This is a genomic window from Streptomyces sp. NPDC102360 (assembly GCF_044766085.1).
In the GTDB taxonomy this organism is placed as follows: domain Bacteria; phylum Actinomycetota; class Actinomycetes; order Streptomycetales; family Streptomycetaceae; genus Streptomyces.
The window spans coordinates 563,972-583,346 of record NZ_JBIWLG010000002.1 but is presented as its reverse complement, the minus strand read 5'-3'; the positions used below and the strand labels follow the sequence as shown (position 1 = coordinate 583,346).

General features: G+C 71.9%; 17 protein-coding genes. 14 read left to right on the top strand and 3 right to left on the bottom strand.

Annotation, left to right across the window (positions count from 1 at the left end; translation table 11 throughout):
- The first annotated feature begins 124 nt into the window (after positions 1-124).
- Together ACIRHA_RS12100 and ACIRHA_RS12095 are read left to right on the top strand one after the other, a co-directional pair.
- Positions 125-1,198, top strand: a complete 1,074-nt coding sequence (locus ACIRHA_RS12100) for an ABC transporter permease (RefSeq protein ID WP_403843429.1) — start codon at positions 125-127, stop codon at positions 1,196-1,198.
- A complete protein-coding gene (locus ACIRHA_RS12095; RefSeq protein WP_403843427.1) occupies positions 1,195-1,875 on the top strand; it encodes an ABC transporter ATP-binding protein in 681 nt (226 codons plus the stop codon). Before ACIRHA_RS12100 ends, ACIRHA_RS12095 begins: the two co-directional genes overlap by 4 nt.
- Positions 1,876-1,906: 31 nt before the next feature.
- Here ACIRHA_RS12095 and ACIRHA_RS12090 read toward each other — a convergent pair whose 3' ends face one another.
- Positions 1,907-2,707 carry an IclR family transcriptional regulator gene (locus ACIRHA_RS12090; protein ID WP_403843425.1) on the bottom strand — a complete coding sequence of 267 codons (801 nt, stop codon included), beginning with the start codon at positions 2,705-2,707 and terminating at the stop codon, positions 1,907-1,909.
- 227 nt (positions 2,708-2,934) lie between these two features.
- Here ACIRHA_RS12090 and allB point away from each other — a divergent pair, with 227 nt between their 5' ends.
- Positions 2,935-4,287 carry an allantoinase AllB gene (gene allB, locus ACIRHA_RS12085; RefSeq protein WP_403843422.1) on the top strand — a complete coding sequence of 451 codons (1,353 nt, stop codon included), beginning with the start codon at positions 2,935-2,937 and terminating at the stop codon, positions 4,285-4,287.
- A 129-nt stretch (positions 4,288-4,416) separates the two neighbouring features.
- Here allB and ACIRHA_RS12080 read toward each other — a convergent pair whose 3' ends face one another.
- Positions 4,417-5,148 (bottom strand): SDR family oxidoreductase, encoded by a 732-nt coding sequence (locus tag ACIRHA_RS12080; RefSeq protein ID WP_403843420.1) that lies wholly within the window; start codon positions 5,146-5,148, stop codon positions 4,417-4,419.
- Positions 5,149-5,324: 176 nt separating this feature from the next.
- Here ACIRHA_RS12080 and ACIRHA_RS12075 point away from each other — a divergent pair, with 176 nt between their 5' ends.
- The 9 genes from ACIRHA_RS12075 (at position 5,325) to ACIRHA_RS12035 (ending at position 16,164) form a co-directional block, all read left to right on the top strand.
- A complete protein-coding gene (locus ACIRHA_RS12075; RefSeq protein WP_403843417.1) occupies positions 5,325-5,741 on the top strand; it encodes a ribonuclease domain-containing protein in 417 nt (138 codons plus the stop codon).
- A 231-nt stretch (positions 5,742-5,972) separates the two neighbouring features.
- Positions 5,973-7,244, top strand: a complete 1,272-nt coding sequence (locus ACIRHA_RS12070; protein WP_403843415.1) for a histidine kinase — start codon at positions 5,973-5,975, stop codon at positions 7,242-7,244.
- A 62-nt stretch (positions 7,245-7,306) separates the two neighbouring features.
- Positions 7,307-7,975, top strand: a complete 669-nt coding sequence (locus ACIRHA_RS12065) for a response regulator (RefSeq protein ID WP_403843413.1) — start codon at positions 7,307-7,309, stop codon at positions 7,973-7,975.
- Positions 7,976-8,080: 105 nt separating this feature from the next.
- Positions 8,081-9,328, top strand: a complete 1,248-nt coding sequence (locus tag ACIRHA_RS12060) for an ROK family protein (protein ID WP_403843410.1) — start codon at positions 8,081-8,083, stop codon at positions 9,326-9,328.
- 211 nt (positions 9,329-9,539) lie between these two features.
- Positions 9,540-10,730, top strand: a complete 1,191-nt coding sequence (locus ACIRHA_RS12055; RefSeq protein WP_403843407.1) for a cytochrome P450 — start codon at positions 9,540-9,542, stop codon at positions 10,728-10,730.
- Positions 10,731-10,959: 229 nt separating this feature from the next.
- Positions 10,960-11,793, top strand: a complete 834-nt coding sequence (locus ACIRHA_RS12050) for an IclR family transcriptional regulator (RefSeq protein WP_403843404.1) — start codon at positions 10,960-10,962, stop codon at positions 11,791-11,793.
- Positions 11,794-11,968: 175 nt separating this feature from the next.
- On the top strand, positions 11,969-13,645 hold the full coding sequence (locus ACIRHA_RS12045) for an OPT/YSL family transporter (protein WP_403843401.1): 1,677 nt from the start codon (positions 11,969-11,971) through the stop codon (positions 13,643-13,645).
- A 76-nt stretch (positions 13,646-13,721) separates the two neighbouring features.
- A complete protein-coding gene (locus tag ACIRHA_RS12040; RefSeq protein ID WP_403843399.1) occupies positions 13,722-14,789 on the top strand; it encodes a hypothetical protein in 1,068 nt (355 codons plus the stop codon).
- 103 nt (positions 14,790-14,892) lie between these two features.
- Entirely contained in the window at positions 14,893-16,164 is a 1,272-nt protein-coding gene (locus tag ACIRHA_RS12035) for an alpha/beta fold hydrolase (protein WP_403843397.1), read from the top strand.
- 7 nt (positions 16,165-16,171) lie between these two features.
- Here the strand turns inward: ACIRHA_RS12035 and ACIRHA_RS12030 are convergent, their stop codons facing one another.
- The gene (locus tag ACIRHA_RS12030) at positions 16,172-17,176 is read right to left on the bottom strand and encodes a Gfo/Idh/MocA family oxidoreductase (RefSeq protein WP_403843394.1); all 1,005 of its coding nucleotides are present in this window, start codon (positions 17,174-17,176) and stop codon (positions 16,172-16,174) included.
- 190 nt (positions 17,177-17,366) lie between these two features.
- Between ACIRHA_RS12030 and ACIRHA_RS12025 the strand changes: the two genes are divergently transcribed.
- Together ACIRHA_RS12025 and ACIRHA_RS12020 are read left to right on the top strand one after the other, a co-directional pair.
- Positions 17,367-18,131, top strand: coding sequence for a GntR family transcriptional regulator (locus ACIRHA_RS12025; RefSeq protein ID WP_403843391.1), 765 nt, complete (start codon positions 17,367-17,369; stop codon positions 18,129-18,131).
- 129 nt (positions 18,132-18,260) lie between these two features.
- Entirely contained in the window at positions 18,261-19,271 is a 1,011-nt protein-coding gene (locus ACIRHA_RS12020; protein WP_403843389.1) for a sugar ABC transporter substrate-binding protein, read from the top strand.
- The last annotated feature ends 104 nt before the right edge of the window (positions 19,272-19,375 follow it).

The window sequence follows — 19,375 nt, the reverse complement described above, 5'->3', positions numbered from 1 at the left end:
CGTACGAAGCCGGTGGCCGGAACCCGTCAACCGAAAGTTTGAAAGGCGCGTCCCTCCTTCGATTCGGGTGAAGCGTGCTGTGGCGCGATGCCCGCGCGGCCCCCGGAGCAGCAGTCTTGGCGGCATGTTCGTTGCATGGAGAGATCTACGGTTCGCCAGGGGCAGGTTCGCCCTGATGGGAACCGTGATCGTACTGATCACGCTGCTCGTGGGACTGCTGTCGGGACTGACGGCGGGGCTCGCGCGGGACAACACGTCGGCGCTCACCGGGCTGCCCGCCGACCACCTCGCGTTCGCGCGGCCCGCCGACGGCCAGTCGGTGTCGTTCACGGCGTCCACGGTCCGCCCCGAGCAGTGGCGCGACCTCGCGGCGCGGCCGGGCGTCGAGAGCGCGGAGCCGATCGGCATCGGCACGGTGAACGCCGAGGCGGGCCGGCAGACCGCGGCGGTCTCCGCGTTCGGTGTCCGCCAGGGATCGGGCCTCGCACCCGACGAGACGGAGCCCGGCACGGCGGTCCTGTCCACCAAGGCGGCGAAGGAACTGGGCGCCGCCACGGGCGACAGGCTCACCCTCGGCGGCACGCGCCTCACGGTCACGGGCATCTCCGGCGACGCCTCGTACAGCCACACCCCGGTCGTCTGGACGCACCTCGACGACTGGCAGCACATCACGCCCACGGGAGGCGAGGGCGAACGCGCGACGGTGATCGCCCTGCGCACGGCAGCGGGCGCCGACCTGCGGGCGGCCGACAAGACCGCGGGCACGGACACCACCACCATCGAAGGCGCCCTGTCCGCCATAGGGTCCTATCAGGCCGAGAACGGTTCGCTGCAGCTGATGCGCGGCTTCCTCTTCGCCATCTCGGCGCTCGTCGTCGGCGCGTTCTTCACCGTGTGGACGATCCAGCGCAGCGCGGACATCGCGGTCCTGAAGGCCCTCGGCTCGTCGACCCGCTACCTCCTGCGGGACGCACTCGGCCAGGCGGTCCTGATGCTGGTCGCGGGTACGGCGGTCGGCACCGGCCTCGCCACCCTCATCGGCGCCTTCGTCCCGGACACGGTGCCCTTCGTCCTCGACCCGCTGACCGCGCTCGGCCCGGCCGCCGTCATGACGGTCCTCGGCCTCGCGGGCGCCGCCCTGTCCATCCGGCGGATCACCGCCGTCGACCCCCTCATCGCACTCGGGAGCGCCCGATGACCCTGCTGCTCGACGACATCACGCTGACCTACGCCGACGGGGACGGCCGCCTCACGGCCCTCGACCGGGTCGGCCTCCAGGTCCCGGCCGGCGGCCTCACGGCGGTGGTGGGCCCGTCCGGCTCCGGCAAGTCCAGCCTCCTGGCGGTGGCGGCGACGCTCGTCACCCCCGACAGCGGCCGCGTGATCGTCGACGGAACCGAGGCCACGGCCCTGACCCGCACCGAATCGGCGGAACTGCGCCGCCGCGCGATCGGCATCGTCTTCCAGCAGCCGAACCTGCTGCCGTCGCTGACCGCGCTGGAACAACTCCAGGTGATGGCCCACCTGGACGGCCGCAAGCCCCGCGAAGTACGGGAGCGCGCACGGGAGTTGCTGGATGCCGTCGGCCTGGCGGACCAGGCGCACCGCCGTCCGCACCAACTCTCGGGAGGCCAGCGCCAGCGCGTGAACATCGCACGCGCCCTGATCAACGCCCCTCGTGTCCTCCTGGTGGACGAACCCACCAGCGCGCTCGACCACGAACGCGGCGCGTCGGTACTGGACTTGCTGCGCAAGCTGACGAGGGAGCGAGGCACGGCGACGGTCCTGGTAACGCACGACCGCGACCACCTGACGGTGGCCGACAAGATCCACGAGATGCACGACGGCGGTATTTCAAGCCCCTGCGGCGATTGAGCAGCGGGGTCCGGGGCAGCGCCCCGCGACGTCAAGCGCTGTGGCCGGAACTGGCCAACGCCACCGACAACTCCCGCGCCACCTGCTGAAGAATCGGCACGATCTTCTCGGTGGCCGCCTCGGTCACCCGCCCCGCCGGCCCGGAAATAGAAATCGCCGCAGCCGTCGGAGACTCCGGCACGGACACCGCGAGGCACCGCACCCCGATCTCCTGCTCGTTGTCATCGACGGCATACCCGGCCTGCCGCACATCCTCCAGCGCGTCGAGGAACCCCTCGGGCGTGGTGAGCGTCTTCTCGGTGGCGGCAGGCATACCCGTACGCCCGAGCAACGCCCGCACCTCCTCCGCCGGCGTGTACGCGAGCAGCGCCTTGCCCACTCCGGTCGAGTGCGGCAGCACCCTGCGGCCGACCTCGGTGAACATCCGCATGGAGTGCTTGGACGGCACCTGGGCGACGTACACGACCTCGTCGCCGTCGAGGAGCGCCATGTTCGCGGTCTCCCCGGTCTCCTCGACGAGGCGCGCCAGGTACGGACGCGCCCACGTGCCGAGCAGCCGGGACGCGGACTCGCCGAGCCGGATGAGCCGCGGACCGAGCGCGTAGCGCCGGTTGGGCTGCTGGCGTACGTAGCCGCAGGCGACGAGCGTACGCATCAGGCGGTGGATCGTCGGCAGCGGCAGCCCGCTGCTGGCGGAGAGCTCGCTGAGGCCGACCTCACCACCGGCGTCGGCCATCCGCTCGAGCAGATCGAAGGCGCGCTCAAGGGACTGGACGCCGCCGGTGGGTGCGGACTTGGCGGCATCAGTGGTGCTGGCGTCGGACGTCGGCACAGCGCGTTCCTTTCGGGTGGCAGGCAGATACGCAGCCTACCGGCGGGTTCCTGTCCAGAGATCCCTTGACCGGGAAGTTCGTCGGTAGCTACGTTCTGCGTACCGGAATCTTAATTTCACTTTGTGGAAACGTCTAGGGCTCGCGCCTCCCGCATCCGGGTCTTGACGGTTCCCGAAGTCTGAGTGAAGACTCCTTCAACAGAACGTTGAAGCTTGAGGAGGCCCACGTGTCGGACCCCGACGTCCAGATCGAACTCGTGCTGCGCTCGACGCGCGTCATCACTCCCGAAGGTACGCGCCCCGCCTCGGTCGCGGTCGCCCAGGGGAAGATCGTCGCGGTGCTCGCGCACGACGCGCAGGTCCCGGCCGGGGCCCGCCTCGAGGACTTCGGCGACGACGCGCTGCTGCCCGGCATCGTCGACACGCACGTGCACGTCAACGACCCGGGGCGCACCGAGTGGGAGGGCTTCTGGACCGCCACCCGCGCCGCGGCGGCCGGCGGCATCACGACCCTCGTCGACATGCCACTCAACTCGCTGCCGCCGACCACGACCGTCGACAACCTTCGTACGAAGAAGGACGTGGCCGCTTCCAAGGCGCACATCGACGTCGGCTTCTGGGGCGGCGCGCTGCCCGACAACGTCAAGGACCTGCGCCCGCTGCACGACGCCGGGGTCTTCGGCTTCAAGTGCTTCCTGTCGCCGTCCGGCGTCGACGAGTTCCCGCACCTGAACCGGGACCAGCTCAGCACCTCCATGGCGGAGATCGCCGGCTTCGGCGGCCTGCTCATCGTGCACGCCGAGGACCCGCACGAGCTGGACGTGGCGCCGCACAACAGCGGTCCCAAGTACGACGACTACCTGGCGACCCGCCCGCGCGTCTCCGAGGACGTCGCCATCAAGGGCCTGATCGACACCGCCAAGCGGATCGGTGCCCGCATCCACATCCTGCACCTGTCGTCCTCCGACGCGCTGCCGCTGATCGCCGCCGCGAAGGCCGAGGGTGTCGAGCTGACCGTCGAGACCTGCCCGCACTACCTCACGCTCACCGCCGAGGAAGTCCCGGACGGGGCAAGCGAGTTCAAGTGCTGCCCGCCGATCCGTGAGGTCGCCAACCAGGACCTGCTGTGGCAGGCGCTCGCCGACGGCACCATCGACTGCGTCGTCACCGACCACTCGCCGTCCACGGCCGACCTGAAGACCGACGACTTCGCGACCGCGTGGGGCGGCATCTCCGGCCTCCAGCTCAGCCTATCGGCGATCTGGACGGCCGCCCGTGCCCGCGGCTACTCCCTTGAGGACGTGGTTCGTTGGATGTCCGAGCGCACGTCGAAGCTGGTCGGCCTCGACGACCGCAAGGGCGCCATCGCGGTCGGCCGCGACGCCGACTTCGCCGTCCTCGCCCCCGAGGACACCTTCAGCGTCGACCCGGCCGCCCTCCAGCACCGCAACCGCGTCACCGCGTACGCGGGCAAGACGCTGCACGGCGTCGTGAAGTCGACCTGGCTGCGCGGTGAACGCATCGTCTCCGACGGCGAGTTCACCGCCCCGCAGGGACAGCTGCTCGAGAGGGCCAAGTAACGCAGGGACGCGAGGAGTCTCAACTGATGGCCCGCCATGCGGAGTTGGGTGAGTAGCCCCTACTCTGCTCGGCTTGCGGGGCACACCGGCCTGACAGCACCGGTGTGCCCCGCATTTCCCTTTCCGGCGTTACGCGGCGTGCCCGCCGTCCACCGCGAACTCGGCGCCCGTCACGTACGAGGCCCCGTCGCCCGCCAGGTACGCGACCGCCGACGCCACCTCGTCCGCGGTGCCGTAGCGGCCGAGCGCCGTCGCCGAGGCCTGCGCCGCCGCGTACGGACCGTCGGCCGGGTTCATATCGGTGTCCGTCGGGCCCGGGTGCACGATGTTCGCCGTGATGCCACGCCCGCCCAGCTCGCGGGCGAGCGCCTTCGTCAGGCCGATCAGGGCCGCCTTGCTCGTGGCGTAGAGCGTGCCGCCGGGGCCCGGCACGTGCTGGGCCATGCAGGAGCCGACGGTGACGATCCGGCCGCCCTCGGGGAGTCTGGCGGCCGCGGCCTGCGAGGTGACGAAGACGCCGCGCACGTTCACGTCGAGCGCGCGGTCGACGTCCGCGAGGGAGAAGCCGTCCAGCGGGCCGAGCGCCCCCACGCCGACGTTGTTGACGAGCACGTCGATCCGGCCGAGCCCCGCCACGGTCCGCTCGACCGCCTCCGCCGCCTCGACGGCGTCCGCCGAGTCGGCCCGCACCGCGAGCCCCCGCCGCCCCAGCGCCTCGATCCGCCGCACCACCTCCTCCGCGGCCTCCTTGCCCTGTACGTAGGTGAGCGCCACGTCGAAGCCGTCGAGGGCGAGCCGCAGCGCCGTCGCCGCGCCGATTCCGCGGGAGCCGCCGGTCACCAGAGCCACCTTGCCGTTCATGTCGCCTCCTGTAGGGAGCGGATGTTGTGGCTTCAAGTACAGCGATCCACGCAGGTGAGGGCTGGCGGCAAATGGACGTCGATGTCGTGGGCGGCGCGCGCAGGATGTGAACTCAAGGAGAACGTGGGGGAGTTGGTGTTGACATGACCACCTCTACGCGCGTCACACTGTGGGGCATGAAGATTCCCCCACGCTTCATCGCAACCGTCTCCGTAGCCGCCGCCCTCTTCGTGGGCGGCCCGACCGCACTCGCCGCGCAGGCCGCCCCGGCCCCGGCCGTCGCCTCCCACACCGTCTCGGCCGCCGATGTCGGCGACATCTGCGCCTCCGCGCTGCCCGCCGAGGCGCACGACACGCTGGACCTCATCGAGCAGGGCGGGCCGTACCCGTACGAGCAGGACGGCACGGTCTTCTCCAACAGGGAGGGCATCCTCCCCGACCAGTCGTCCGGCTACTACCACGAGTACACGGTGATCACGCCGGGCTCGGACGACCGCGGCGCCCGCCGCATCGTCACCGGAGACTCCGACAAGGTGGACTACTACACGGCGGACCACTACGCGTCCTTCGACCTGGTCGACCACGCCTGCTGAGCCCTCCGGCTCCTGATTCGCGCACAGGGACTCTCGCCCCGCGGACCCCCCACCCACATCGGCCGCGGGGCGAGCCCCGTACGACTCCGGCAGGGCCTGTCGTCTTTTGGGCCAGGCCCCACCGGAGCGCGGGGCGCCGGCCGCGACCAAAGTCGACGGGGGTGCGACTTTGGTCGCGGAAGCGGCGCTCGGGGCGGTGCCGGGCGCCTCGGGTGCGTAGATTTGTCGACCATGGAAGCAGTGCGGCAGACCGGAACCCCGCAGCCGGCGGACACGCCCGCCGAGCGCTGGCGCCGACGGCTGCTGCCCTCGGCCGTCGCCGACGAGCTCGACCTGGACCCCGAGGGGCGGCCGGGCCGCAGGCGGCGCACGGCCCGCGACTGGATCGTCGACTTCAGCTGCTTCGGGATCGCGGTCTTCCTCGGCCTGATCTTCGCCCAGCAGGTCTGGGACGACCCGAACACGCCGCCTGCCCTCGCGGTGATCGACCAGGTGCTCGGAGCCCTCGCCTGCGCCGGGATCTGGCTGCGCAGACGCTGGCCGCTGGGCCTCGCCCTGGCGATGCTCCCGGTGGGCTTCCTGTCCAACACCGCGGGCGGCGCGTCGATGATCGCGATGTTCACGCTCGCCGTGCACCGCCCGTTCCGCTACATCGGCTGGGTGGCGGGCGTCTCCATCGCGTTCATCCCGCTGTTCTTCTGGCTGCGGCCCGACCCCGAGTCCTCGTACCTGCTGTCGGTCTCGTTCACCGTCATCATCACGATCACGGTCGTCGGCTGGGGCATGTTCGTCCGCTCCCGCCGCCAGCTCCTGATGTCCCTGCGGGACCGGGCGCGCCGCGCCGAGACCGAGGCCGAGCTCCGCGCCGAGCGGGCCCAGCGGCTCGCCCGCGAGGACATCGCACGCGAGATGCACGACGTGCTCGCCCACCGCCTCACCCTGCTGAGCGTGCACGCGGGCGCCCTGGAGTTCCGCCCCGACGCGCCCCAGGCCGAGATCGCCCGGGCCGCGGGCGTGATCCGGGAGAGCGCGCACGAGGCACTGCAGGACCTGCGCGAGATCATCGGCGTGCTGCGCGCGGCGGACCACGGCGACGAGTCGGGGCGGCCGCAGCCCACCCTCGCCGCGCTCGACGCCCTGGTCGCCGAGTCCCGCGAGGCCGGCATGAAGGTCGACCTCGACAACCGGGTCCCCGAAGCACAGGCCGTGCCCGCCTCCACCGGACGCACCGCCTACCGCATCGCCCAGGAAGGCCTGACCAACGCCCGTAAGCACGCCCCTGGCGCCGAGGTCGCGGTCACGGTCGAGGGCAGCGCGGGGGACGGCCTCACGGTCACGGTGCGCAACCCGCCGCCGCCCGGCGCGGTGTCGCACGTCCCCGGCTCGGGGCAGGGCCTGATCGGCCTCACGGAACGCGCCACGCTCGCGGGCGGCCGGCTCGCCCACGGGGCGGAACCGGACGGCGGTTTCGCGGTGCGGGCCTGGCTGCCGTGGCCGGAGTGAGGACCGCGGGGGAAGCCGCCGGTGTGCGCACAGCGGTGATCGTCCCTCGCTACGGTGGCCCCATGACCGCAATCCGCCTGCTCATCGTCGACGACGACCCCCTTGTGCGCGCCGGGCTCACCTTCATGTTCGGCGCCGCCGATGACATCGAGATCGTCGGGGAGGCCGCCGACGGCAGCGAGGTGGACGCGCAGGTGGCCCGGCTGCACCCGGACGTCGTCCTCATGGACCTGCGCATGCCGACCCTGGACGGCCTGTCCGCCACCGAGGCACTACGCGCGCGTGAAGGCGCGCCAGAGGTGATCGTCCTGACCACGTTCCACGCGGACGAACAGGTGCTGCGGGCGCTGCGCGCGGGAGCCGCCGGATTCGTCCTCAAGGACACCGCGCCGGGCGAGATCGTCGAGGCGGTACGCCGCGTGGCGGCCGGCACCCCGGTCCTCTCGCCGACCGTGACCCGGCAGCTCATCTCCAAGGTCTCGGGCGACGACCCAGCCCTGGACCGGAGGGCACGCGCGCGTACGCGCATGGCCGAACTGGCCGAGCGCGAACGGGAGGTGGCCGTCGAGGTGGGCCGCGGCAGGTCGAACGCGGAGATCGCCGCGACGCTCTACATGAGCGTCCCCACGGTCAAGACCCACGTCTCGCGCATCATGGCCCGGCTCGGCCTCAACAATCGCGTACAGATCGCGCTGCTCGCCCACGACGCGGGGCTGCTGGACGACGCTTGAGGAGCGTCGGTCGGCGTCGGTCGGCGTCGGTCGGTGGCCGGTCGGTGTCGGTCCCGCAGGGTAAATTCGCACCGTTCAACGATGTGAGCGGTCGAAGGGGTGGGGATGGCGGCACCACGCCGGCGGACGGTACGTGACCTGCGGCGCGGCAACCGCGCCGTGGTCCTGAGCAAGCTGTACTTCGACGGGCCGCTCAGCAGACAGGAGTTGGGGCCCCTCACGGCGCTCAGCTCGGGCTCCATCAGCAACGTGGTGGCGGAACTCGTCGCCGACGGCCTCCTGGAGGAGGCGGGCTCGGTCGAATCCGACGGCGGCCGCCCCCGCACCCTGCTGCGCGTCGCCCCGTGCTGCGGCCACCTCGTGGGCGTGGACGTCGGGGAGACCCGCGTGCGCGTGGAGCTGTTCGACCTCGCGCTCGGCCAACTCGCGCGCGTGGACGAGCCGTTGCCGGAAGCCTCGCGCGACGGCCGCTGCGACGCCAAGGACGTCGTACGCCTCATCACCGCGGGACTGACACGGGTGCTGGCCGACGCGGAGGTGGCTCCGGGCTCCCTCCTCGGCGTCGGCATCGGAGTGCCCGGCATCGTCGACGCATCGGGCGGGGGCGGCGCGGTGGTGCACGGCCAGACCATCGGCTGGGACGGGGTCCCCCTGGAAGCCATGCTCCGCGCGCCGGACGGCCTCCCGCCCGAACTCCCCTCGCAGCTCCCCCTCTTCCTCGACAACGGGGCCAAGACCCTCGGCCGCGCCGAGATGTGGTTCGGCGCGGGCCGCGGCGCCCGCAACGCCGTGATCGCGCTCATCGGCTCCGGCGTCGGCGCCTGCGTCATCGCCGACGGACTGCCCTACCAGGGCGCGTCCAGCAGCGCGGGGGAGTGGGGTCACACCGTGCTGCGGGTCGGCGGCCGGGCCTGCCGGTGCGGGGCGCGCGGCTGCCTGGAGGCGTACGTCGGCGCGGAGGCGCTCCTCGCGCGCTGGCGGGAGGCGGGCGGCAGGTGGACCGCGCCCGACGAGGAGGGCGCGCTCGCCGAACTCCTCGCCGACGAAACCCCTGCCACGGCGGCCCTGTTGGAGGAGACCGCCGAATACCTCGGCGCGGGCATCGCCGACCTGGTCAACCTGTTCAACCCGGAGCGGATCGTCGTGGGCGGCTGGGCGGGCCTCATGCTCGGCCCCCGCCTGCTCGCCCCGATACGCACCGCCGCCGCGTCCTACGCCCTTCACCACCCCTTCACCCAAACCACGGTGAACCTGGGCCACCTGGGCCCCGACGCGGTCACGGTCGGCGCGGCCACCCTCCCCCTGGCCCGCTTCCTGGAATCGGGCGGCACTTCAAGCCCCCGCGGCGGGTGACCAATTCAAGCCCCTGCGGCGATTGAGCAGCGGGGTCCGGGGCAGAGCCCCGATCTTTTGGAGCCCCGCCGGCGTTTGAGGCGCGGGGTCCGGGGCGGAGCCCCGCGACGCAGGCAACGCACCCGGTCACCCCCGGGACGGGAACGCACGGGATGCGGCGCGAGTTGAACACGATGGACGCAAGCCGGAACCGGGTTACGGGAGGCACGCAATGACGGGCAGCGCTGAGATCGTCGACCTGGGTGAACTGGCCGGGGGAGCACCCCAATTCCACGCCGACCCCTACCCGGTCTACGAACGCCTCCGCAACCACGGCCCGGTCCACCACGTCCGCACACCGGGCCCCGGCCCCACCGAAGACCTCTACCTGATCGTGGGCCACGAGGCCGCCCGCGCCGCGTTCACCGACCCCCGCCTGGTCAAGACCCCACCGTGGGGCATCGAGGGCGACATGATGGGCCTGCACCTCCTCTTCGCGGACCCGCCGGCCCACGGCCGCCTGCGCTCCTTGGTCACACGGGAATTCACCCCGCGCCGCGTCGCCGCGCTCGCCCCGCGCATCCAGAAACTCACGGACGAGCTGCTCGACGACATGGTGCCGCGCGGCAGCGCCGACCTGATCGGCTCGCTCGCTTTCCCGCTGCCCTTCGCGGTGATCTGCGAACTGCTCGGCGTCCCCGACATCGACCGCGAGCGGTTCCGCCGCATGTCGACGCAGGTCGTGGCGCCGACCAGCGAGGAGGAGGCGTACGCGTCGCATGTCGAACTGGTCGGTTTCCTCGACGAGTTGATCGACGCCAAGCGGAGCGCGGCCCCCGCCGACGACCTGCTGAGCGCGCTGATCCGCACCACCGCGGAGGACGGCGACCGTCTCTCGCCCAGCGAATTGCGTGGCATGTCCTTCCTTTTGCTCGTCGCCGGCCACGAAACCACGGTCAACCTGATCGGCAACGGCGTCCGCGCCCTGCTCCGGCACCCGGACCAACTCGCGGCCCTGCGCGCCGACATGACGCTTCTGGATGGCGCCGTGGAGGAGATGCTCCGCTACGACGGCCCGGTCGAGACGGCCACGCACCGCTTCGCGGCGGAGCCGGTGGACATCGACGGCACGGTGATTCCGGCGGGCGCGCCGGTGCTCATCGGCATCGCCACGGCGAGCCACGACCCGCACCGGTTCGTGGAACCCGACCGCTTCGACATCCGCCGTGATGCCCGCGGCCACGTCGCGTTCGGCCACGGCATCCACTTCTGCCTGGGCGCTCCGCTTGCCCGGCTGGAGGGGCGTATCGCCGTCCGCTCCCTTCTGGAACGCTGTCCGGAGCTGGCCCTCGCGGAGGAGCCGGAGGCGTGGCTGCCGGGGATGCTCATCCGGGGCACGAGGAGCCTGCGGGTCACGTGGTGAACGCCTCGGGGCTCCGCCCCGGACCCCGCTGCTCAATCGCCGCAGGGGCTTGATGTGACCCGGCGGCGCTTGATGCGTGCGCAGGGCTTGATGTGTGCCGAGCGCTGGGCGCAGGCGTGCCGAAGAACACCCTTGACACTCCCGCCCCACCGAACCCATAGTTCTCGCCGCTGAGCGCAACGGCGTTGCGCTCAGCGCACCGAGCGAGGGTACGGAGAGGAGCGAGGCGATGGCCGAGGCGAACGGTACGACCGCCGTCGACACCGCACACGAGGGAGAGTCCGTCGACCCCGCGGACTTCCTCGCTCCACCGCAGCCCGGGGTCCTTCAGGGTGCCGACCGCGCCCTGCTCGTCCTGCTGTCCTTCACCGAACGCCGGCCCGAGTGGGGCGTGAGCGAGATGGCCCGCAGGCACGGCTGGGACAAGGCCGTCGCCCAGCGGATCCTCACCACCCTCGCCTCCCGCTCCTTCCTCACCTGCGACACCACCACCCGTCGCTACCGGCTCGGCCCCGCCGTCTCCCGGCTGGCCCGGGCCGGAGAGCACAGCGGGGTGCTGCCCTCGCTGGTCCGCCCGATCCTCGCCGGACTGCTGCGCGAGACCGGTGAGAGCGTCGTCCTGAACGTGCCGCAGGGTGCCGGCTACCGCTGCGCCGCGGCCGTCGACGGCACGGGACCCGTCCGCTACACCGCGATCATCGGCGCCGTCATGCCCGGCCACGCCGGCGCCTCCGGCCACGCGATCTTCGCCCACTACCCCGAGGCGGAGCTGCGCCGGCTGTTCGGCGCCACCCCGCTCCAGCGCTTCAACGACCACACCGTCACCGACCTCGACGCCCTGCTCGCCCTGTACGCCGACGTCCGCGCACGGGGCCACAGCGTCAGCCACGGCGAGTACGACGAGGCCGTCGCCGCCGTGTCGGCCCCGGTCTTCCAGGCCGGCACCGTCGCGGCCTCGCTCACCGTCATCGGCCCCGCGCACCGCGTCACTCGCGCCGCCGACCGCATCACCGAACTCGTCAGGTCAGGAGCCGAGGAGGCCACGGCCGCCTTCGGCTCCTGACCCCGTCGGCGACCCGCCCGCCGACCCCCCGCCGGCACTCGTACGACGACGGTCCCGCACCCGCCGTACGCGGCTCGCTGCCGCCTGCCCACAACCGTCCCGCCCCTTCCAGGGACAGCCCTTTCCAACGGGCTGCGCCTTCCAGGGACGGGCCCACCCGCCAAGAGGTGACCTCGTGTCGCACCACAGCTCGCCCGCCGCCACCGCTCCGCCCCCACCGGGCGGACCGGGGCCGAGCACCAAGCCGGCCGGCGCCGGCCACCCCCGCGTACGTGAACCCGTCACGCTGGTCGTCCTCGTGGTGCTCTCCGTGGTCGGCGCGGTCATCGGCGCGGACCTCGTCGCCAAGCTCGGCATCTCCGCCAACACCTCCGTGGTCGGCGCCCTCATCGCGATGCTGATCGGCCGGATCCCGCTCGCGGGACTGCGCTCGATGCGCTCCGTGCACCGGCAGAACCTCGCCCAGAGCGCCATCTCCGCCGCCACCTTCGCCTCCGCCAACGCGCTGCTCACCTCGATCGCCGTGCCCTACGTCTTCGGGCGCAAGGACCTGGTCTGGCCGATGCTCATCGGCTCCTTCGTGGGGCTGCTCATCGACACCTGGGTGCTCTACCGGTCCTTCGGCTCGCGGCTGCTGCCCGCCGACGCCGCCTGGCCGCCCGGACAGGCCGCCGCCGAGACCATCAAGGCGGGCGACAAGGGCGGCAAACGCGCCCTGATCCTCGGCGCGGGCACCGTCGTCGGCATCGGCGGCACCCTGCTGAGCCTGCCGCTGTCCGCCGCGGGCGTCGCCTTCCTCGGCAACGTATGGGCGCTGGGGATGTTCGGAGTCGGCCTCGGCCTGCGGGAGTTCAGCCCCGACCTGTTCCACACCGACCTCGGGGTCGGCTACGTACCGCACGGCGTGATGGTCGGCGCGGGCGTCGTCGCCCTCGGCCAGGCCGTCGTGATGCTCGTGCGCCGCCGCTCGGCCGCCAAGCCCGCGCCCGCCGACACCCCCACGGACGCTCCGGCCGACCCCACCACCGCGTACACCGTCGACGAGAAGTCGCTGCGCCGCTCTCTCGTACGGGGCTACGCCCTGTTCGTGGCGGGCGCCGTGCTGCTGGCCGTGATCGGCGGCCTCATCGGCGACATGAGCCCGCTCGGCATCGTCGGCTGGGTGCTGTTCGCCGCGTTCGCCGCCCTCGTGCACGAACTGATCGTGGGCCTCGCCGCCATGCAGTCCGGCTGGTTCCCGTCCTTCGCGGTCACCCTGATCTTCCTGATCCTCGGGCTGCTGATCGGCATCCCGTCCGTCCCGCTCGCCCTGCTCGTCGGCTACGTCTCCGCCACCGGACCCGCCTTCGCCGACATGGGCTACGACCTCAAGGCGGGCTGGCTGCTGCGCCGCGACCACCAGCCCTGGGACCCGTTCGAGCGGGAAGGCCGCCGCGAGCAGTTCCGCGCCGCGCTCATCGGCTTCGCCGCCGCGCTGGTCGTCGTGGCCGTGCTCTGGCAGTCGTACTTCAGGCAGGGCCTGATCCCGCCCGTCGCCAAGGTCTACGCCGACACCGTCAAGAACGGCCTGGGCGAGCCCGGAGTGCTGCGCACGCTGCTGATCTGGGCGATCCCCGGCGCCCTGATTCAACTGCTCGGCGGCACGAAGCGGCAGATGGGCGTGATGCTCGCGACCGGCCTGCTGATCCTCACCCCGCACGCCTGCTGGCTGGTCCTCGCCGCCCTCGCGATCCGCGTCGGCTACCGCAAGTGGCGCGGCCCCCGCGCCGACGAGGAACTGAACCTGATCGGCGCCGGACTCATCGCGGGCAGTTCGCTCGGCGATTCCGCCCAGATCGTCAAGGCGGGCTGACCTCCTCGCCACCCCGGTCGCCCCACCCCACAAGCCACCTCTCGCACACGCACCACCGCAAGGAGAAGGATCCACCATGGAGATGTTCAGCCGGCTCGAACCCCGCGCCGAGTACCTCAGCTACGAACTCGCCCTCGCCGCACGCAAGTTGGTCGAGCAGGTCATGCTTGTCAAGCCCGGCGAGCACGTCGTCCTCACCGGTGACACCAGCAGCGACCGCCGCGTCGTCGATGCCACCGCGCAGGCCGTCGCCGCCGCCGGCGCCCACCCCGTCGTCGTCTGGTCAGAGACCATGCCCAGCTCCTCGATGGAGCCGCCGCGCCCCGTCGCGGGCGCCATCGCGGACGCCGACGTATGGATCGAGTTCGCCGTCTCGTACGTGATGCACTCCAACGCCTTCCGCCGCGCCATGGCCAACGGCTGCCGCTACACCAACCTCACCGCCATGGACGTGCACATGCTCGTCGCGACGGTCGGCCGCCCCGACTTCCAGGGCGTCATCAAGCTCGGCAAGGCGCTCGTCCGCCTCCTGGAGCAGGCCGACGAGGTCCGCATCACCTCCGCGAACGGCACCGACATCACCGGCCGCAACGGCGACCGCCCGATCAACCTGCGCGGCAAGCCCGCCGAGAAGCCCGGCGAGACCGTCATGCTCTCCGGCCAGATCTCCTGGAACCCCCTCGAAGGGACCCAGGACGGCGTCCTCGTCTTCGACGGCGCCCTGTGGCCGCCGGACCAGCTCGGCCTGCTGCGCAACCCGGTGCGCTGCATCGTCGAGAAGGGCGTCGTCACGAAGATCGACGGCGAGGGCCAGGACGCCGAGATCTTCCGCCGCTGGATGGAGTCCTGGGACGACCCGAACATGTTCCGCGTCGCCCACTGGTCGCTCGGCTTCAACCCCGGCGTGCCCGCGCCCACCGGCCGCATCGTCGAGGACGAGCGTGTCTTCGGCTGCGTGGAGCTCGGCATCGGTACGAAGGGGGCGTGGATCGGGGGCGAGCCGTGGGTCTCCGCCGCGCACACCGACGGGTCGATCCTCGGCCCGTCCATCTACCTGGACGGCGAGTGCATCGAGAAGGACGGGGTGTACGTCCACCCTGAACTGGTGGAGATCTGCCGCGAGTTGGGCGTGGCCGGATACTGAAGCGCCCAGCCGGCGTTGCGGTCGCGCAGTTCCCCGCGCCCCTGAAGGGGCGCGGGGAACTGCGCAATCTTTACCCCGTCCCACCTCAGGAGTCGATCCACCCATGACCACCTACCGCCACAACGGACTCGTCTGCACCGACCACACCCTCGACGTCCCCCTCGACCACACCCGGCCGGACGGCCCCCGCATCGACGTCTTCGCCCGCGAAGTCGTCGCCGAGGGGCTGGAGGGGCGGCGGGACCTGCCCCGTCTGCTCTGGCTGCAGGGCGGACCCGGCGGCCGGGCGGAACGCCCCAACGCGGCTGGCGCCTGGCTGCGCCGCGCCCTGAAGGAGTACCGCGTGGTCCTCCTCGACCAGCGCGGCACCGGCCGCTCCACCCCCGCCGACCGCACCACGCTCGCAGGACACCCGGACCCGGCGGCGTATCTCGCGCACTTCCGTGCCGACTCCATCGTGCGCGACGCGGAACTGCTGCGCCGCCACCTCCAGGGCGACCGCCCCTGGACGGTGCTCGGCCAGAGCTTCGGCGGCTTCTGCACCCTTACGTATCTGAGCCTGGCGCCCGAGGGCCTGGACCGGGCCCTGATCACCGGCGGCCTCCCCACCCTCACCGGCCACGCGGACGACGTCTACCGCGCGGCCTACCGTCGCACCATCGACGCCAACTCCCGTTATTTCGCCCGCTATCCGCGCGACCGGGAGCTCGCCGCCCGGGTCGCGGACCACCTCGCCGAGCACGACGTACGGATGCCGTCGGGGGAGCGGCTGAGCGTGCGGCGCTTCCAGAGCCTCGGCATCTCGTTCGGCACCTCCGCCGCCATCGACTCGCTGCACTATCTGTTGGAGTGCGCGTTCGTGACCGGAGCGGGAGGGCGGCCGGCCCTCTCCGACCCCTTCCTGCGTGGCGTCGACGCCGTGGTCTCGCTGGCCCCGCGCCCGCTCTACGGGGTGCTGCACGAATCGATCTACGCGCAGGGCGGCCGCGCCACAGCCTGGTCCGCGCACCGGATCCGGGAGGAGTTCCCCGAGTTCGACGCGGAGAAGGGCGGACCGCTGCACCTCACCGGCGAGATGATGTACCCGTGGATGTTCGACGAGGACCCGGCCCTCGTCCCGCTCAAGACGGCCGCGGACACCCTCGCCCACCGCACGGACTGGCCGGCCCTCTACGACCTCGACCGCCTCGCCGCGAACGAGGTCCCGGTCGCCGCTGCCGTCTACCGCGACGACATGTTCGTGGACCGTGAACAGGCCCTGCACACCGCGTCGTTGGTCCGGGGACTCGACCCCTGGGTCTCCGACACCCACCTCCACGACGGCGTCAAGGCGGACCCGGCGGTCCTGGACCGGCTCCTCGGCATGACGGCATAGCCCGAAGTCAGCCCCCGGCCACCTCTTCGAGCCGTACGACCCGCCGCTCCGCCCGCGACAGCTCGCACGCCTCCGCGACCCGCAGCGCCCGCAGGGCCTCCCACCCGTCGCACGGATTGGCGCGTTCGCCGCGGACGACGTCCACGAAGGCCTTCAACTCGGCCTCGTACGCGGGGGCGAAGCGTTCCAGGAAGCCGGGCCACGGCTTCGTGGCGGCGCGCGGGCCCTCCGGTTCCGTGGAGGCGACCGGGGTCCGGTCGTCGAGGCCGACGACGACCGTGTCCCGGTCCCCGGAGAGCTCCATGCGCACGTCGTACCCGGCGCCGTTGCACCGCGTGGAGGTGGCCGTGGCCAGGGTCCCGTCGTCGAGGGTCAGGAGCGCCGCCGCGGTGTCCACGTCCCCCGCCTCGCGGAACATGGCGGGCCCGGCGTCGGACCCGGTCGCGTACACCTCGACGATCTCGCGCCCGGTCACCCACCGCAGCATGTCGAAGTCGTGGATCAGGCAGTCCCGGTAGAGCCCGCCGGAGAGCGGGAGGTACGCGGCAGGGGGTGGCGCCGGGTCGGAGGTCATCGCCCGTACCGTGTGCACCCGGCCGAGGCTCCCCTCCCGCACGGCGGCCCGCGCCGCCGTGTACCCGGCGTCGAAGCGCCGCTGGAAGCCGAGTTGGAGCACCGTGCCCGCCGCCTCGACCTCCGCGAGCGCGGCCAGCGTGCCCGGCAGGTCGAGCGCGATCGGCTTCTCGCAGAAGACCGGGAGTCCGGCCCGCGCCGCCCGCCCGATCAGCTCGGCGTGCGCCGCGGTGGCCGCGGTGATCACCAGCGCGTCCACGCCCCACGTGAAGATCTCGTCGACGCTCGGCGCGGCCGTCGCCCCGATCCGGTCGGCGAGTGCGACCGCCCGCGCGGGCTCCGCGTCGGTGACGACCAGCGAACCGACCTCCCGGTACCGCTCCAGTACGCCCGCGTGAAAGGTGCCGATGCGGCCCGTTCCGATGAGTCCGATGCGCATGGCATCCAACGGTGGCGCGCTCCCGGGTGGGTGTCAATCGTTTGTCCTGACAAGCACCCGGCTGCCTTGCCGTGCTCCGCTGCGGGGCTTCGCCCCGGAAAGATCGGGGCTCTGCCCCGTACCCCGCTGGCTCTCGTTCACAGTGCGGGGCTTGATGTGCAAGGGGCACTCCCACCGATAACCTCGCCCCGTGGCCAAACCCCAAGCCGAACCGACCGCCGACCTCGGCCTCGGTGTCGACCGCGGCAGCCCGGTGCCGCTGTACTTCCAGCTGTCGCAGCAGCTGGAGGCGGCGATCGAGCGCGGCGCCCTGACCCCCGGCAGCCTGCTCGGCAACGAGATCGAGCTGGCGGGCCGCCTCGGCCTGTCCCGGCCCACCGTCCGCCAGGCCATCCAGTCCCTCGTCGACAAGGGGCTGCTCGTGCGCCGCCGCGGCGTCGGCACCCAGGTCGTGCACAGCCAGGTCAAGCGCCCGCTGGAGCTGTCCAGCCTCTACGACGACCTGGAGGCGGCGGGCCAGCGCCCCGAGACCCGGGTCATCGCCAACACCCTCGTGCCCGCCCCCGCGGAGGCGGCCGCGGCGCTCGGCGTCGGGGAGGGCGAGGAGGTGCACCGCGTCGAGCGGCTGCGGCTCGCGCACGGCGAACCGGTCGCGTACCTCTGCAACCACCTGCCCACAGGGCTGCTCGCGCTCGACGACGAGGAGCTCTCGGCGACCGGCCTGTACCGCCTGATGCGGTCCGCCGGCATCACCCTGCACAGCGCCCGCCAGTCCGTCGGCGCCCGCGCCGCCACCGCCGCGGAGGCCGAGCGGCTCGGCGAGAAGGAAGGCGCGCCGCTGCTCGCCATGGAGCGCACGACGTACGACGACACGGGCCGCCCGGTCGAGTTCGGCTCGCACGCGTACCGGGCTTCGCGCTACTCCTTCGAGTTCCAACTCCTCGTACGTTCCTGAGCGTTGTGCGCCGCTGAAGCCCGTACGTACGCGGTCCGAATGTTCTGACAAAGTCATTGACGCCGAGGTGGGACCCCGCTACAAACACCTCCAGCCGCACCGGGCGGCCGGAGGAGAGGTGGCTCCACCATGCGCACGATCCGCACAGGCCGTACGGCCGCAGGCTCTGTAGCTCTTATTGCCGTGATCGCGCTCGCCGCCGGTTGCAGTGGCTCGGGCGGCAAGGACTCGGAGGACAAGGCCGACGGCGATGGAGGCGGCGGCAAGGCCGTCACCACGCCCCGCATGAAGATCGCGATGGTCTCGCACTCCGGCGAGGGCGACACCTTCTGGGACATCGTCCGCAAGGGCGCCCAGCAGGCCGCAGACAAGGACAACGTCCAGTTCCTCTACTCCAACGACAAGGAGGCCAAGGGGCAGGCCGAGCTGGTGCAGGCCGCGATCGACAAGAAGGTCGACGGAATCGTCGTCACCCTCGCCAAGCCGCAGGCCATGGAGCCCGTGCTCGCGAAGGCGAAGGCCGCGGGCATCCCGGTCGTCTCGATCAACTCCGGCTCGGAGTTCTCGCAGAAGTTCGGCGCGATCAGCCACATCGGCCAGGAGGAGGGCGTGGCCGGCGAGGCGGTCGGCACGAAACTCAATGAAGAGGGCCGCAAGAAGACCCTGTGCGTCATCCACGAGCAGGGCAACGTCTCCCTCGAGCAGCGCTGCGCCGGCGTCGGCAAGACCTTCAAGGGCAGCGTCGAGAACCTCAACGTAGAGGGTACGAATGCCCCCTCGGCCCAGTCGTCCATCGAGGCGAAGCTCCAGGCCGACAAGGACATCGACGCGGTCGTCGCGCTCGGTGCCCCCATCGCTGCGCTCGCCGTGAAGGCCAAGGACGACGCGGGCAGCAAGGCGGAGATCTCCACGTTCGACCTGAACGCCGAGGTCGTCCGCCGGCTGAAGGCGAAGGAGGTCACGTTCGCCGTCGACCAGCAGCCCTACCTCCAGGGCTATCTGGCGGTGGACGAACTGTGGCTCTACAGGACGAACGCGAACGTGCTCGGCGGCGGCAAGCCGGTCTTCACCGGCCCGGCGATCGTCACCGAGAAGGACGTGCCGCGCCTGGAGAAGTACACCGCGCGCGGTACCCGGTGAATGGATGCATGATCCCCGTGACCCATACTTGTGCGTTTGGGACCGGAATGCGGTCCTTATGGACCGGTGTACGGTCCGCCGGGGTCGGCCCGCCGATCCCGGTC